Annotated in this window: 17 protein-coding genes and 2 pseudogenes; 14 read left to right on the top strand and 5 right to left on the bottom strand. The window is 62.8% G+C overall.

Annotated features, from left to right (window positions below):
- Window positions 1–284, top strand: a 284-nt coding sequence (locus tag AC0L30_RS31255) for a hypothetical protein (RefSeq protein ID WP_473405978.1), incomplete at its 5' end; no start/stop codon positions are given.
- A gap of 47 nt (window positions 285–331) precedes the next feature.
- Here the strand turns inward: AC0L30_RS31255 and AC0L30_RS31260 are convergent.
- The 3 genes and pseudogenes from AC0L30_RS31260 to AC0L30_RS31270 all read right to left on the bottom strand — a co-directional run.
- Window positions 332–590, bottom strand: a pseudogene (locus AC0L30_RS31260) (IS110 family transposase); the annotation flags it as partial.
- Window positions 591–692: 102 nt separating this feature from the next.
- Window positions 693–2,465 carry an adenylate/guanylate cyclase domain-containing protein gene (locus AC0L30_RS31265; protein WP_368507404.1) on the bottom strand — a complete coding sequence of 591 codons (1,773 nt, stop codon included), beginning with the start codon at window positions 2,463–2,465 and terminating at the stop codon, window positions 693–695.
- Window positions 2,466–2,719: 254 nt separating this feature from the next.
- Complete coding sequence (locus AC0L30_RS31270) at window positions 2,720–2,920, bottom strand: hypothetical protein (protein ID WP_007604862.1); 201 nt, start codon at window positions 2,918–2,920, stop codon at window positions 2,720–2,722.
- A gap of 212 nt (window positions 2,921–3,132) precedes the next feature.
- On the opposite strand from AC0L30_RS31270, the gene AC0L30_RS31275 reads away from it, so the two are divergent.
- From AC0L30_RS31275 to AC0L30_RS31285, 3 genes and pseudogenes are all read left to right on the top strand, one after another.
- Window positions 3,133–3,378, top strand: coding sequence for a hypothetical protein (locus AC0L30_RS31275; RefSeq protein ID WP_007604863.1), 246 nt, complete (start codon window positions 3,133–3,135; stop codon window positions 3,376–3,378).
- Between the two features lie 127 nt (window positions 3,379–3,505).
- Complete coding sequence (locus AC0L30_RS31280; RefSeq protein WP_106948287.1) at window positions 3,506–3,718, top strand: hypothetical protein; 213 nt, start codon at window positions 3,506–3,508, stop codon at window positions 3,716–3,718.
- Window positions 3,719–4,449: 731 nt separating this feature from the next.
- Window positions 4,450–5,302: pseudogene (locus AC0L30_RS31285) on the top strand (3'-5' exonuclease).
- Window positions 5,303–5,340: 38 nt separating this feature from the next.
- Here AC0L30_RS31285 and AC0L30_RS31290 read toward each other — a convergent pair.
- Window positions 5,341–5,523, bottom strand: coding sequence for a DUF3606 domain-containing protein (locus tag AC0L30_RS31290; protein ID WP_456654279.1), 183 nt, complete (start codon window positions 5,521–5,523; stop codon window positions 5,341–5,343).
- Between the two features lie 383 nt (window positions 5,524–5,906).
- On the opposite strand from AC0L30_RS31290, the gene AC0L30_RS31295 reads away from it, so the two are divergent.
- The 9 genes from AC0L30_RS31295 (at window position 5,907) to ligD (ending at window position 11,811) form a co-directional block, all read left to right on the top strand.
- The gene (locus AC0L30_RS31295) at window positions 5,907–6,227 is read left to right on the top strand and encodes a hypothetical protein (RefSeq protein ID WP_473406013.1); all 321 of its coding nucleotides are present in this window, start codon (window positions 5,907–5,909) and stop codon (window positions 6,225–6,227) included.
- 30 nt (window positions 6,228–6,257) lie between these two features.
- The gene (locus AC0L30_RS31300; RefSeq protein WP_473405979.1) at window positions 6,258–6,878 is read left to right on the top strand and encodes a hypothetical protein; all 621 of its coding nucleotides are present in this window, start codon (window positions 6,258–6,260) and stop codon (window positions 6,876–6,878) included.
- Window positions 6,879–6,952: 74 nt separating this feature from the next.
- Window positions 6,953–7,411, top strand: a complete 459-nt coding sequence (locus AC0L30_RS31305; protein WP_085352471.1) for a YidB family protein — start codon at window positions 6,953–6,955, stop codon at window positions 7,409–7,411.
- 20 nt (window positions 7,412–7,431) lie between these two features.
- Complete coding sequence (locus AC0L30_RS31310; RefSeq protein WP_007604874.1) at window positions 7,432–7,695, top strand: GlsB/YeaQ/YmgE family stress response membrane protein; 264 nt, start codon at window positions 7,432–7,434, stop codon at window positions 7,693–7,695.
- 62 nt (window positions 7,696–7,757) lie between these two features.
- Entirely contained in the window at window positions 7,758–8,096 is a 339-nt protein-coding gene (locus AC0L30_RS31315; protein ID WP_085352469.1) for a hypothetical protein, read from the top strand.
- Window positions 8,097–8,297: 201 nt separating this feature from the next.
- The gene (locus tag AC0L30_RS31320; protein WP_035973532.1) at window positions 8,298–8,576 is read left to right on the top strand and encodes a hypothetical protein; all 279 of its coding nucleotides are present in this window, start codon (window positions 8,298–8,300) and stop codon (window positions 8,574–8,576) included.
- On the top strand, window positions 8,577–10,259 hold the full coding sequence (locus AC0L30_RS31325) for a helix-hairpin-helix domain-containing protein (RefSeq protein WP_473405980.1): 1,683 nt from the start codon (window positions 8,577–8,579) through the stop codon (window positions 10,257–10,259).
- Window positions 10,259–10,822, top strand: a complete 564-nt coding sequence (locus AC0L30_RS31330) for an MOSC domain-containing protein (RefSeq protein ID WP_473278833.1) — start codon at window positions 10,259–10,261, stop codon at window positions 10,820–10,822. The genes AC0L30_RS31325 and AC0L30_RS31330 overlap by 1 nt, the downstream gene beginning before the upstream one ends.
- An 11-nt stretch (window positions 10,823–10,833) precedes the next feature.
- Window positions 10,834–11,811 carry a non-homologous end-joining DNA ligase gene (gene ligD, locus AC0L30_RS31335; RefSeq protein ID WP_473405981.1) on the top strand — a complete coding sequence of 326 codons (978 nt, stop codon included), beginning with the start codon at window positions 10,834–10,836 and terminating at the stop codon, window positions 11,809–11,811.
- A 1-nt stretch (window position 11,812) separates the two neighbouring features.
- Here the strand turns inward: ligD and AC0L30_RS31340 are convergent, their stop codons facing one another.
- Complete coding sequence (locus AC0L30_RS31340; protein WP_473405982.1) at window positions 11,813–12,637, bottom strand: ribonuclease HII; 825 nt, start codon at window positions 12,635–12,637, stop codon at window positions 11,813–11,815.
- Between the two features lie 259 nt (window positions 12,638–12,896).
- On the opposite strand from AC0L30_RS31340, the gene AC0L30_RS31345 reads away from it, so the two are divergent.
- Window positions 12,897–14,000 (top strand): DNA topoisomerase IB, encoded by a 1,104-nt coding sequence (locus AC0L30_RS31345; protein WP_473405983.1) that lies wholly within the window; start codon window positions 12,897–12,899, stop codon window positions 13,998–14,000.
- Window positions 14,001–14,143 lie beyond the last annotated feature (143 nt).

A 14,143-nucleotide genomic window follows, 5' to 3' on the forward strand; every position in this document is an offset into this window, starting at 1 on the left:
CAGGAGTGACGCCCATGAGCGCCTTCGTTGACACGTCGGTATGGTTCGCCGCGCTAGGGACGAACATATTTGGCCGGGCATCAACCTGGCATCATGACCGGGAGTACGAAGTGGAAGGCGATCGGGCGCGAGGATCGGTTTGGCTCCACTCGCACGATCCGGAGTCCACAGACATTGGCGACGTCGATTGGGTCACGCTCGTTGCCTCGCAAGCGTGTGCGGAAAAGTGGGTTGAGCAGAACGATCCGACGGGCAAAATTTGGGAGCATCCGGTTCAGGAGTGACGCCCATGAGCGCCTTCGTTGACACGTCGGTATGGTTCGCCGCGCTAGGGACGAACATATTTGGCCGGCATCAACCTGGCATCATGACCAAGCGATGCGAGTTTGCGGCTCAGGTGATGTGCACCGACGCAGGCTTCCATGCCGATGAGGCAAAGGTGTGTTGGCGGGCCGCACTTCCACTTGGTCACGCGACCACTTTTGCCCGCAGCACGATGGCGCCGCGTGCATTGTGCCGACGACGTGGAACCAATTCTTGGCGATATCGATTCCGATCACGGCGATCGCGGTATTGGGTGTCTGGCACATGGCGACCTCCATGTCCTTGGCGCCCCTGGCCAGCTTATCGCTGGCGGGGCAGGAGCACGGCCGGACCATCTCATTAGTAGAAGTGACAGTCTCGCAGCCAGCCTACTCCTCCGGCACACCTGACAAACGTAGGCCCTCGTAGATGCGCTCGCGCTGCGCCAGGAAAATCGGGTTTTCACTGCGGCGTTCATTGCGAAATCTAGCGACAGTGAAGTTCGGGTCGAGCCGGAGGCCGGCATTCCGCGCTTCTCGCGCCTCCGTCGAGCGGCCGCTGAGCGCTGAGGCCGCCGCCAGGAAGAAATGAGGCATGCCGACATTAGGATTCAATCCGACTGATTTACGTAGCCGGTCCAGGGCAGAGTCGAGCCGGCCGAGGAACAGATCGGCAATCCCAAGCAGGGCGTGCCAGCGATCCAGTCCGGGATCGCGCGGGCTGAGTCGGATTGCGTTTGTGAGACTAGCTTCTGCCTCTTCCGCGCGCCCGAGTAGCACCTTCATGAAGCCTGCGTCGGCGTGCGCCCAGGCCAGATTGTGATCAAGCCCGATCGCGAACTCAAGCTCGCTGAGCGCTCGTTCCGTCGCGCCCGAGACATGCAGGACGTTGGCGTGGACAAAATGGGCAAGAGCGTTGCTAGGGGCCAGCGTCAGTGCCTGAGTGATCGCGGTAAGCGCGATTCGTAGTTGCTCGTCCCGATTGATCGAGGCGAAGGTGCGAAGTTCGTTGCCATGATAGAACGCAACACCGATCAACGCCTCTACGTTTTGGGCGTCCAACTTGAGCGCTTCGTCAAACAGGTCACACGCCGCACGGTCGCGGCGCAGCGACAAGGGTTGGTTGAGGATCGCCCAACCGCGCATGGCTAGATCTACGGCATCCATGTTGTTTGGCCGTTCGCGCTCGGCCCGGCGGCCTTCGGCAGCAACTAGCTCGATGCCAACAGTCCGAGCGAGCCGCGTGGTGATCTCATCTTGCATGTCGAAAATGTCGGCGCGCGGCTTGTCGAAACGTTCGGCCCAAAGGTGTGCGCCGGTTTCTGTGTCGATGAGCTGTGCGTTGACGCGAACGCGGTCGGCGCCACCCTGCACGCTCCCTTCCATCACGTATCGAACCCCAAGTTCGCGGCCGATCACCCGGACGTCCACTGGCTTGCTTTTGAAGGTGAAGGCCGTGTTGCGAGCTATTACGAAAGCTCCAGGAATGCGGGATAGGTCGGTTGTCAGACTTTCCGTTACACCATCGACGAAGTAGTCCTGCGCGCTGTCGCCATTGAGGTTGACGAAGGGCAGGACGACGATGGAGAGCCGCGGTGCGATGGCGTTGTCCGGCGCCGTTGCTAACGAGCGGGTAGGCGATAGCGTATAGACTTGGACTGGCCCGGCGATATTCTTCAATTTGTGGCGGCCGCGATCTTGCGCCGCGATATCGATCTTGCCACGTACCTGGTCATAGGCGGCACTGGACAGGCAAATACCGCCAGGCTCGGCAATCCCCTCCAATCGCGCCGCCACATTGACCGCATCTCCCATGAGATCGCCGTCTTCCTCCACGACCACGTCACCAACATTGATGCCGATGCGGAATTCAATGCGCTTATCCGGCGCTAGGTCGGCGTTGCTCCCGGCCAAGGCCCGCTGCACATCGATCGCCGTACGAACCGCATCCACAACCGACGCGAACTCGGCCAGCAAACCGTCTCCAGTAGTTTTGACGATGCGACCTCGATGGGCAGTGATGGCGGGATCGATCAAGTCCTTGCGAAGGTCCCGGAGGCGATCGAGCGTACCTTCCTCGTCACTGCCCACAAGCCGACTGTAGCCGACTGCATCGGCCGCCAGGATCGTGGTCAACCGTCGGATTTGCCGGTCGATCGCCAAGTCGCCCTCCTGGATGATCGAGGCCAGTCTACGCAGTTGGCTGTGGGTGCCAAGGAATTTCACATCTTGGACGAACTTCGAGGTGGCCGGTCGGGACCTAAGTCTGACCTCTGGTGAGATGCCGCCGGATATCAGAGGCAGAGCGGACGTCGTAGCGCCCTGAGTCAGCGGAGATTTTTGACTGACACCGTAGTATGGTGGCGCCGGGGGCGCTTCTTGCGGCCTATGACGAACCGCGGCTCGGAGGGAGCAGGTTAGTTCCGCAGGATCGGCGCCTCGCGAAGTGCACTCCTGCCGATCTGCTTCAGCCCGTCGACCGATGTCTCGCCCTTGCTGGCGGCTTCGAGGATCATGGAGGCGACGTGGGTGCGGGCAGAGGTCTCATAGCGTGACACGCTCTCGCACACTTCGTCGAGGACCGCGCGCAAAAGCGCGGTGGTTTCAGAATCGAACATTGGAGGTCTCCCCCAGCGAAAGCGGGATCTTGCATGAACCCGCCCAGACTGGGATTCACGCAAGTTAGTGATGACGAAAAATTCTGCGGGAGGACGAGGAGGAATGAGCGTGGCCTCGCCTTTTGGGGGCTGGGGGGCTTGGGGGCGGAGCCACGCAGGCCATGCATTCGCGCGGGCCCACCACATCAACGGTATCCGGCCGAGCCCGTTCCATGTTCGACACCAAGACCACGCGCGGCTCGAACGCCTACGGCTCCGGAGGGCGCAGCGGGCCGTCCGCCCACTTGCGGGCGGCGGGGTCGCGTAGCGGGTCATCGTTGCAATTGGTGCAGACGTACCGCGGCGGCCGTTCTGAAGCTTCGTCGGACATAGCTTTCATCGGCTTGCCGCACGTCGGGCACGCCTTCCGGATCGGATGGAGCATGGCCATCTATTTTTCCCCTGCGATGGCACTCTAGTTCAGCCGAGATCGCGAGCTCAAGCTGGCCGATAAAAATTAGGTCGGGTTCACGCACTGTTGCGCGCCTTCTTGACTCCGCCGCCGCACGGCACTCAACTCTGGGCAGTGATGTTGAGGGGCGTGTCATGGAGCAGGAGTTCTACCGAGGTCTGGCCCAAAGGGTCCGAGGTATGGCGGAGAAAGCCGATCCGTTCACCCGGCGTCGTCTCCTAGATCTCGCCAAACGGTATGACAGCAGGGGCGGTCAGCCCTCGGCATCCGGGCCGACCGAGCGGCCGCTGCCGGCGTCTCGCACGCCGCCGCCTGCAGCGACTTTCTCTGGACCCAGTGAGGCCTGACGCCCACACCCGTGTCGTTCTTGATGGTGCCGCACCGCGCACCCGATGAAGCCTGGCGCCGCAGCGCGCGAGAGATCTGCCGACAGACGCTTCCCCAGGGCCAAGCTCACGTACCCAGCCGGTGGTCCTGGCCTCACCGGCGAGGATTTGATGCCGTGAGCGGGTGGTGCGGCATCGCGTTGCCCTCTGAACTCGCTCCTAGCGCCTTGGAAGGGGGTCCCGGAAGGCGCTGCGCCTTGCCTCGGTAACGAGCTGCCGCGTAGGCCACCCTTCCGGCACGTTGTGCTCGGCAGCCCCGCGTAGGCGAGTGAGCTCCGACCACGCCAGGGCGGCGGTGATCCATCTCTGCCGTTCTAGCCCATCGGCTTCGGCGGCAAACTTCATCGCCGCGGCGGCCTCGCGCTTGGGGTCGTACTCGAGATCCACAGATACAAATATAGCTGCAGATCGTAAACGATCACGCACCAGTGGGACCGTAGCAATCCGGGGTGGGCACGATAGGCGGACGCCTGTCTAGCCTTTGGAGCTGCTCCGCCGATCCGCCCGTTCATAGCGGGGACCTCTGGAGCGCTCGCGCTTGAAGCCCTGCGCGAGCGTCCCGCGAGGGGACCCAACTGCACCGACTCTCCCGAAAAGCCCGCGAATTGCTTGTCTTTCAGATATCTCGCGCCGAGCGGTCCCGATATTGTGGGGCCTGACGGGACTACCTCATCGGCTCACCACGAGAAGAGATGTTTCAAGACGCATCGGATCTGGCCGCGATGGCCGAGGTACTAGGGCGATCGAGCGACTACCGGGTGCTCCGGCGCCTGGTGCCGCGGCCGAGGTCGATGGGGGTCTCCGGACACGAAATGAGGATCGGCATCCTGCTCGACACCGAAACCACCGGCCTCGACCACCGCAAAGATGAAGTCATCGAACTCGGCATGGTCAAGTTCGGCTACACGCCGGACGGGCGCATCATTGATGTCAGGGACACGTTCTCCGCCTTCAATGAGCCGTCCGAGCCGATCCCGGCCGAGATCACGGCGCTTACCGGCATCACCCACGAAATGGTGGCCGGCCACAGGATCGACGAGGCCGCCGTGAACGCCTTCGTCGATGATTCCGTGGTCCTGGTCATCGCGCATAACAGTGGATTCGATCGGAAGTTTTCCGAACGCTACTGGCCCGTCTTCGAGCGGAAGGCGTGGGCATGCTCCGCGACCGAGGTCCAGTGGCGGCAGCACGGCTTCGATGGAGCGAAGCTCGGCTACCTTCTGAATGGCGCCGGCTAAGATCTTGGACTTCGACCTACCAACGACCGGCGCGCCCGCGCTCGCCGTCCTGCTCGAGACCGCACGACAGAAGACCATCCGGATCTGGGCCGAACAGTCGCCGTTCGAACTCAAGGATTCGCTGAAGCGGCGCGGCTATCGCTGGAGCGACGGCACGGACGGTCGGCCAAAGTCCTGGTACGTCGACGTCTGCGAGTCGGCGCTGGACACCGAGCTCGCGTTTCTCCGGACCGAGATCTACCTGCGCGACGTGGAGCCGCGCCTGCAGACGCTGACCGCCTTCACCCGCTTCTCCTGCAGGATCTGATGGCCGCCAACGGCCATGCTACGCGCGCGAACCTGCCCTCAGCGGCCGAGACGTTTCTCGACCCGCTTGCGGCTGTTGCCGACCTTCTTCACGGCCTTCTTCACCGCCGAGGCCGAGCGGCCAGTCTTCTTTGCTTCGTACCGCAATTCGTAGTCCTGGCCTTTAGCCACGCGGGCGCGATCCTGTTTGCGTCCCCGTGCGGTCTTCTTCTTCCCTGCCATCTGCTCCTCCGTCTGCGAAGCTGATGGCAGTGCAACGCTTCAAGGAATCGCGGGGTTCCCTCAAAGAAGCTGTTGCGGGCTGAAGCCGAACGAGCGCCGGCAGCATCTCGGCTTCACCCTTGTTGGCCTTTCCATTTCGTTTGCTCGACCGCCTGCACGAAGGCTTCGTCGCACCGCATGACTACAGCGGCCCTTTGGCGTACGTCGCCCGGGTTGGCCAACTCCGAAATCCGGTCGAATGAGCTTGAAGTACGCGCCCTGAGCCCGCTCCCGTTTTCTTGCAGATCCTTTTCTACATCCTCCATTCCAAACCCACGGACCGGGAAAACTTGGAACTTCTCAGTCCAGCGCATGTTTGTGCCGTGCCACTTCTGGAGGACGACATGAACAAGAGACTGCTTCTTCTGCTAACGGCTGCTTCGCTTCTGGCGGGTCCGTCGTTTGCGCAAAACCCGCCGGCCACTGATCGGCCCAACAATAACGCGGTCAACAGTACCGGTCAGAACAATTCCAACAAGCCGGTCGCAGGGGCCAACAGCTTCACCGAGGGTCAGGCCAAAGCGAAGATTGAGGACGCGGGCTACACCAACGTCACATCCCTGAAGAAGGACGACAACGGCGTCTGGCGCGGAAAGGCCAGCAAAGGCGGCGCCTCGACCGATGTGAGTCTGGATTTCCAAGGCAACGTGAACGCGGCGAAATAACCTGCGCCCAACAAAATTGAGGGATTCAAGATGACCGTCACGATTTCACGTCTCTACGATAACTACTCCGATGCGCAGCGCGCGGTGACGAGCCTGGAGGCTGCGGGCGTGCCGCATTCGGATTTGAGCATCGTCGCGAACAATTCCGACAACTGGTACAGCACCGACAAGAAGGTCGATCGAGATCGAGATGGGGTTGATGATCGGGCTGAAGGTGCGGCCACGGGAGCGGGCGTCGGCGCAGGCCTCGGTGGCGCGGCCGGCTTGCTCGCGGGCCTTGGCTTGTTGGCGATACCTGGCCTGGGTCCGGTCGTGGCGGCCGGATGGCTTGCGTCGACCGCGCTGGGTGCCGCAGCTGGCGGCGCTACGGGGGGGGTGGTCGGCGCGTTGACGCAGGCTGGTGTATCCGATGAGGAAGCACCACTCTACGCCGAAGGTGTTAGGCGCGGCGGCACCCTGGTTTCGGCTCGTGTACCTGATGCGGACCGCGCGCGCTACGAAGCGATCCTGAACCAGTCCGCCGTCAATCTCCGCGAACGGAGCGCAGCCTGGCAGAAGGCCGGGTGGAAGAGCTACGATCCCTCCGCCCAGCCTTATGGCGCGGACGAGGTCCGCAGAGAGCGCCAACTTTACGGCACCGGAGTGCGATGAATTAGCCGGCGGCCCGCCCTAGGCGGGCCGCCCTTTTCTTGCACGTTACTAATGATCGAACTGAGGAGCCGAATATGAGCCGCGGAATGCCATCGATGACCGCCCTCTTGGGTATGCTCGCAATCGCCGGTTACCAGAATCGTGACAAGTTGGCCGACATGTTTCGCAGTGCGACCTCCGGTCAGCCGGCGGGTGCCAAGGATTCCCTGAGCGGCATGCTCGGCAACCTTGGTGGCCTTGTGGGGGGCGGCGGCGTGGGTTCGCTCCTGAACGGCGGGATCGGCGAGTTGCTCGAGCACTTCAAGCAGAACGGACAGGGCGAGGCGGCTCAATCCTGGATCAATCAGGGGCCAAACCGGGAAGTCACCCCGCCCGAACTCCAGCAGGCTATCGGTCCGGACGTCCTTCAAAAGCTGGAGCAGCAGACCGGCCTGTCGCAGCAGGAGATCCTCGACCGATTGTCCCGAGAGCTTCCGACGGCCGTGGACAAATACACGCCTGATGGACGTCTTCCGGCTCCATCGGCGGGATAATCACAGCGATAGAGAGAGACATGGGCATTATCTGGACGATCATCATTGGCTTCATCGCAGGCATCATCGCGAAGTTCATCATGCCCGGCGATAACGAGCCGTCGGGCTTCATCCTGACCACAATCCTGGGAATAGTAGGGGCGTTCGTTGCGACCTATCTTGGTCAGGCTCTCGGCTGGTACCGGCCAGGACAAGGCGCGGGGCTAGTGGGGGCAGTGGTAGGCGCCATCATCGTGCTTTTCATCTACGGTTTTGTGGCCGGTCGCAGCCGTCGGGCCATCTAACCACAGCGAGCGGAATTCTGCGGGTTAGCGGAGAATTCGCCCGGCGCGAAAGGCGAAGCAAGATGAAATGGATGCTCGTTGTGCTGGCGGGAGGGATGACACCGGTTAACACCGACCTGGTCTTCGACAAGTTTGCCGATTGCCTCGCCGCCGAGGAGCAGATGCGAAAGCACTATACGGACGCTTTCGAGGCCTGGGACAGATGGGCCGCGGCCAATATCGAGCGACGGCGCGAATACTCGAAGGTCCGCGATCTCCAGGCCAAACGCCTGCTCAGCAACATCGGTACGTGCGTTCCTCATGCGGGCGGCGCCGCCGTAGCACCTCAGCAGCAGAGTAATCCCGCACCTTCTCAGCCTCCCCAAGGTCTTCCCACTCCGCAGCCAAGTCCCAAAACGTGACGTCCGAACGTTTCGAACAGGCCCGGCCGCAAACGAAGGTCGCAGCCGCGCTTTCATCGCCCCTGCCTTGATTGTTCTCGCCACGCGCTGAGCTGTAGCCTGCTGACGATTATAGGTGCACGCCAAATGTCGCCCATAACGGTCCTGCGGGGCTGACGATGTCGACCGAACTATAAGCGAGAATGGGCGTTTACCCAGACCATGTCTGACGCCTTCGATTACTTCCGCGCCTACGCCGTCCGGGCTCTTTGCAAAGCCCGATCGCTGCCGCGCGGCAGAATGAAGCATCTGCAGCTCGTTGCGGGGCGAATTTACAATCTCCTCAAGAAGGAGGCCGCTTACAGCCCGAACACGCAGCACCTTGAGGACTTCCGGGCAGCGCAAAAACTTGAGGCATCTCTCGATCGCCGCGATCACGGCCCACCCGCTAAAGGAGCGTTTGCTCCGGTGAGGCCGGGCGCGGAACGGGAGGCTCGTTGAGTGGCTTCCGTTGACTTACGCACCATCGTCAGTCTCCTGCGAGAATACGCACAGCGGACGGCGTTGCGTGGCGGCAACCCGTACAGGGCGAAAGCCTACACGCGGGCCGCAGACAGCCTGGCGGCCCTTGCCGTCCCTCTGGACGTGCTCATCGCCGAAGACCGGCTCACCGAGATTCCCGGCGTCGGAGATGCGATCGCCGACATCATCACCAAGCTTCACAAGACGGGCTCTCATCCGAGCCTTGAGAAGCTCCGGAAGGAGATACCCGAGGGCGTGCTCGAGATGCTCGCCGTTCCCGGCCTCCGCCCCGAGAAGGTGCTGCGGCTCTACAAGGATCTCGGCATCACCTCGCTCGCCGAGTTGGAGGCCGCCGCCAAGGACGACCGTATCAAGAAGGCCAAAGGCCTCGGCGCCGCGCTGCAGACCAAGATCCTGCAAAACCTGGCCATCGCCAAAAGTGGAGAAGGTCGCCTCCATCTGCACCGTGCCGCCGCCCTGCTCGCGCACGCCAAGGATTCGCTCCGCAAGGCTCGGCCGGAGCTCAAGCGCGTGACGATCGCAGGCGACTTCCGCCGCGGCTGCGAACTCGTCGGCGACCTCACGATCGTTGCGGAGGCTGCCAAGATCGAGAAGGCGGCGAATGCTTCGGCGACCGACGGACTGCAAATCCGCTTGTCCGACCGCAACCACTTCGGCGCCGCCCTTCTTTTCGGCACCGGCTCAGCCGCTCACATCGAGAGGCTCCAGGCTTTGGCCGCGGAGAAAGGAATGCGGCTGGAGAGCGACGGGCTGCACAAGGGCCGCACCCTGATCGCCGGCGACGAGGTCCAGATCTATAGTGCCCTCGGTCTGCCGTTCATCGATCCTGAACTCCGTGAGGGCCGCGGCGAGGTCGAGCTCGCCCTGAAGGGCAAGTTGCCGAAGCTCGTCACCGACAAGGACCTGCGCGGAATCCTTCATTGCCACACCGATGCCTCCGACGGCACGGAGAGCTTGGACACGATGGCCAAGGCCACGCGCCAGCGCGGCTTCGAGTATTTCGGCGTCGCCGACCACTCCAAGTCCGCGCACTACGCGGGCGGCCTCTCGGAGGAAGAGATCAGGCAGCAGCACCGGGACGCCGACCGGTTGAACAAGCGCTTCGGCAAGGATTTCCGGATCCTGAAAGGCATCGAGTCCGACATTCTGGCCGACGGCTCGCTCGACTATGCGGACGACGTGCTGCAGCGCTTCGACTTCGTGGTCGCGAGCGTCCACGGCCGATTCAAACTCGACCCCAAGGCGCAGACGCAGCGCCTGCTTCGTGCGATCTCCGATCCCCACACCACCATCATAGGCCATATGACCGGGCGGCAGCTGCAGCGGCGGCCGGGCTACGAAATCGACATCGAGAAGGTGTTGCGGGCATGCGCCAGGCATGACGTTGTCCTGGAGATCAACGCCCACCCTTGGCGGCTCGACCTGGATTGGCGCTGGCATCAGGCCGCCCTCGAGTTCGGCTGCATGATGAGCATCAATCCGGACGCGCACTCGATCCCCGAGCTCGACCACATGCACTGGGGCGTCGAGATGGCCCGGAAGGGCGGCGTCCCTGCCGACCGGGTCCTGAACGCGATGGCCCTTCCGGAGATCACGCGCTACCTCCGCCAGAAGCGGCGCTCGGTCGCCCGGGCGGCCTGATGCCGCAGGCCCACGATCTCTCGCTGCAGGGAAGGGTGGTGGCGGTCGCCGCCGACCCGGGGCACAACTTCAGCAAACCGCTCCAGGACCGCATCGTCCTGGTGGAAGGCCACGGCGTCGAAGGCGACGCCCACGCCGGCCCATTCGTCCGGCACCGCTATCTCGCCCGCCGCCGGCCAGGCCTGCCCAATCTCCGGCAGGTCCACCTGATCCCGTCCGAGCTCTTCGCCTCCCTCTCGGACGCGGGCTTCGAGGTACGACCGGGAGAGCTCGGCGAGAACATCACCACTGCCGGTCTGGACCTTGAGCGGATGCCGCTCGGGACGCTCATCGAGCTTGGACCAACGGCCATCGTGGAACTGACCGGCCTCCGGACGCCTTGCGTTCTGATCGACCGCTTCCACCCCGGCCTTAAGCAACAGGTGCTCTCGTCGGCGGAAACGGGCCCTCCGTTCAAATCTGGGGTGCTGGGTGTGGTACGGGCCGGCGGGATGGTCGCGGCTGGTGATACCGCGCGGGCTCGTCCTCCGTCCTCCTCGTTTCGGCCTCTGCCGGCCGTGTAGAAAGAGCCTACATGGCCCGCAAATCGACCCTGCCTTATCGCCTGCAGCCCATGTTGGCCACGCTCACGGATGCGCCGTTCGACGATCCCGATTGGGTCTTCGAGGACAAATTCGATGGTTTCCGCATGGTCGCGGAAATCCGGCGTGGTCGGGTCGCGCTCTACAGCCGGAACGGGAAGATCATCAGCCACTCCTATGTCGAGGTCGCGAAAGCACTCGAGGGAGTGAAGGCGGACGCCGTGATCGATGGCGAGCTCGTTGCGATCGGGAAGGACGGCGTATCCCATTTCCAGTTGCTTCAAAACGCCCTGCGTCACGAGGCCAAGCTTTTGTACTGCGCGTTCGACCTCATGTTCGCAGCCGGCGAGGACCTGCGTGCGCTGCCGCTTCTCGAGCGCAAGAAGCGGCTCAAGGCCCTCCTGCCGCGCCACAAGCTCATCGCGTTCAGCAACCACCGCAAAGGCAGCGGCACAAAGTTCTTTGCACAAGCCGAGCTGAGACATCTCGAAGGCATCATGGCCAAGCGCGCCGACAGCCCGTACGCGTCCGGACGCCGGACCGCCGATTGGCTGAAGGTGAAGACCGCGCAACGGCAGGAGGTAGTGATCGCCGGCTTTACCGCGCCGAGGCGAACCCGGCCCTTCTTCGGCGCCCTCGTGCTGGCGGTACGCGACGCCGATGCATGGCGGTACATTGGCCACGTCGGCACCGGCTTCAGCCACCAGGTTCTCGAAGAGCTTCACCGCAAGCTCGTGAGGCTGAAGACAGCCAAGTCGCCCTTCGCTGGCAAGGTGAAAAATGAGCGGGTTACGACCTGGGTGCGTCCTTCCTTGGTCGCGGAAGTGAAATTCGCGGAGTGGACCAGCAAGGGCGAGCTGCGCCAGCCGGTCTATTTCGGCCTGAGGTCCGACAAAAACGTCAAGGACGTTGTTTGCGAAAAGAAGTGGTCGCGAAAATATTGCCCCCCAGACGCAGAGTACGACCTGTAGTTCAGCTGGCGGCGCGCTCGGATGCCGAAGGCCACGGCGGCAGGGGCGGCAATCCGAGGGCTTTGCGTATAGGTCCAAACGACCTCCGGTGAGCTGCGCATGCAGCAAGCCTGGCGAGCGCCTCATAGTGAGCCGGCACCGGGTAGCCCTTGTGATCCGCGAAGCCGTAGCCGGGGTGACGCACGTCGAGTGTCCGCATGACCGTGTCGCGCTCGACTTTCGCTAGGATGGAGGCGGCGGCAATGCTGGCGGACTTGGCGTCCCCTTTAATGATCGACTGCTGAGGGATGTCGATTTCCTTCAACCGCTTCGCATCGATCAGCAAGTGCTGCGGCGTCAACCCTAGGCCCCGGACCGCACGTTGCATCGCCTGGATGCCTGCCCAATAGATGTTGATTTCGTCGATCTCCTCGACCTCGACGAATGCTACACACCAACTCTCTGCCTTTTCCTTGATTTCCTTCGCGAGTTCTTCGCGAGCGGCGGCATCGAGCTTTTTCGAGTCGTCGATTCCGATTATCCGCGTGCCGGGCTTCAGGATCACGGCGCCAGCAGAGACTGGCCCTGCGAGAGGGCTCATTCCGGCCTCGTCCACGCCTGCCACGGCATGTTGGCCGCTTTCCCAGAGAGAGGTCTCGAAGCGGAACATCTTACGGAGGCGCTGCCCTTCGGACCTGTTTTCGGAGCGCCGCTTGTCGATTGAAGCCAGGATGGCACGGGCTCCCGCGCGGGCGTCGGCCCGCAAGATCTGCTCGACGTCGGCCTCGAGCGGTCTTTTCTCGACGACATAGCGCCGGCGCAACGCATCGAGCGAATACTGGGGCATAGGGGCCTTCGTGAAGACTGACTGTGGGAAGCGTGTCGGTGAAATTTGTGGCGATTGTCTGAAGCTAGACCATGCCGTCATCGACTGCGCAGCGCCTTGTCGAAAGGAACCGGACCAGCTCGCCATCTGAGCGTCCCGCTATTCTTGAGGCCGCTGATCCAGACCTCGCGTTCGACCTCAGAGCGGAACCAACCGGTGTCTTCATCCCTTGAGAAAGAATGGAGCCTCGATCCCCGGGTGCTTCCGAGGGGGCCGGCCCATGCTCCGACAAGCCAGCAACGACGAAGAGTTTCTGGACCGCACTACCGAAGTCGCGACCACCATCGCGGAAGAAGGCCTCCGGTACGTCAGCGACTCCGCACCGGGGTACACGCGCAAGCGGACCGGAAGCAGCTTCAGCTACTACGACAAGGACGGCAAGCGCATCACCGATGCCGCCGTCATCCGACGCATCAAATCAATCGGCATCCCGCCGGCCTACGAGTCCGTGTGGATCTGCCCGTCGTCGAACGGCCACATCCAGGCAACCGGGCTCGATGCGCGGGGTCGCAAGCAGTATCGCTACCATCCGAAGTGGCGCGAGCTCCGAGACCAGAACAAGTATGAGCATATCGTCCTGTTCGCTGCCGCGCTGCCCGCGCTGCGGGAACGGGTGGCTGCCGACATGAAGCGGGACGGACTGCCGCGCGAGAACGTGCTGGCCACGATCGTTAGTCTTCTGGAAAAGACATTGATCCGGGTCGGCAATGCCGAGTATGCCGAGAAAAACAAGTCCTACGGGCTCACCACCATGCGCCGCAAACACGTCGCGGTCGGGCGCGGCGTCCTTCGTTTCGACTTCACGGGCAAGTCGGGCAAACAGTGGAAGCTTCGCGTCGAGGACAAGCGGATAGCCGCGATCGTGAAGCGCTGCGCAGAGATCCCGGGACATGAGCTCTTCAAGTACCTGGACGAGGACGGACAGCCCCGCACCGTCGATTCCGGCGACGTCAACGCCTACATCAAGGACATCACGGGCGAGGACTTCAGCGCCAAGGATTTTCGGACTTGGGCGGGAACCGTTCTGGCGGCGTTGGCGCTTGCCGAATTCAAGAAGTACGATAGCCAGGCCGAGGCGAAGCGCAACGTCGTCGCCGCGATCGAAAGCGTCTCGAAGCAGCTCGGCAACACACCGGCCATCTGCCGCAAGTGCTACGTGCACCCGGAAGTCCTGAACGCCTACATGTCCGGTGACCTCGTGAAGATGATTGAGACCAAGATCGCGCAGAAGTTCAAGCGCCAGTACGCCAAGCTCACTTCCGACGAGATCGTGGTGCTGGCATTTCTCCGCAAGCGTCTCGATTCTCTGAAGCGGCCCGCCTAGCCGGGCCTACCCGGTCTCCGGACGCCTGCGTCCTCCTCGATGCCTCTAGGCACGCCTCGGCTGGTGCTCTCGTCGGGAGAAGCGGGCGTTTCGCCGATCAACAGCTCGCGCAGATGAACACGATGGCGCAGGTGGCATCAGAG

It is taken from the genome of Bradyrhizobium sp. MI1.11, assembly GCF_055811255.1.

Coding starts and splice junctions, on each gene's coding strand:
- AC0L30_RS31270 (WP_007604862.1), bottom strand. CDS start 2,920: ATGTTCGATTCTGAAACCACCGCGCTTTTGCGCGCGGTCCTCGACGAA.
- AC0L30_RS31275 (WP_007604863.1), top strand. CDS start 3,133: ATGTTCGACACCAAGACCACGCGCGGCTCGAACGCCTACGGCTCCGGA.
- AC0L30_RS31280 (WP_106948287.1), top strand. CDS start 3,506: ATGGAGCAGGAGTTCTACCGAGGTCTGGCCCAAAGGGTCCGAGGTATG.
- AC0L30_RS31290 (WP_456654279.1), bottom strand. CDS start 5,523: ATGGCAGGGAAGAAGAAGACCGCACGGGGACGCAAACAGGATCGCGCC.
- AC0L30_RS31295 (WP_473406013.1), top strand. CDS start 5,907: ATGAACAAGAGACTGCTTCTTCTGCTAACGGCTGCTTCGCTTCTGGCG.
- AC0L30_RS31300 (WP_473405979.1), top strand. CDS start 6,258: ATGACCGTCACGATTTCACGTCTCTACGATAACTACTCCGATGCGCAG.
- AC0L30_RS31305 (WP_085352471.1), top strand. CDS start 6,953: ATGAGCCGCGGAATGCCATCGATGACCGCCCTCTTGGGTATGCTCGCA.
- AC0L30_RS31310 (WP_007604874.1), top strand. CDS start 7,432: ATGGGCATTATCTGGACGATCATCATTGGCTTCATCGCAGGCATCATC.
- AC0L30_RS31315 (WP_085352469.1), top strand. CDS start 7,758: ATGAAATGGATGCTCGTTGTGCTGGCGGGAGGGATGACACCGGTTAAC.
- AC0L30_RS31320 (WP_035973532.1), top strand. CDS start 8,298: ATGTCTGACGCCTTCGATTACTTCCGCGCCTACGCCGTCCGGGCTCTT.
- AC0L30_RS31330 (WP_473278833.1), top strand. CDS start 10,259: ATGCCGCAGGCCCACGATCTCTCGCTGCAGGGAAGGGTGGTGGCGGTC.
- ligD (WP_473405981.1), top strand. CDS start 10,834: ATGGCCCGCAAATCGACCCTGCCTTATCGCCTGCAGCCCATGTTGGCC.
- AC0L30_RS31340 (WP_473405982.1), bottom strand. CDS start 12,637: ATGCCCCAGTATTCGCTCGATGCGTTGCGCCGGCGCTATGTCGTCGAG.
- AC0L30_RS31345 (WP_473405983.1), top strand. CDS start 12,897: ATGCTCCGACAAGCCAGCAACGACGAAGAGTTTCTGGACCGCACTACC.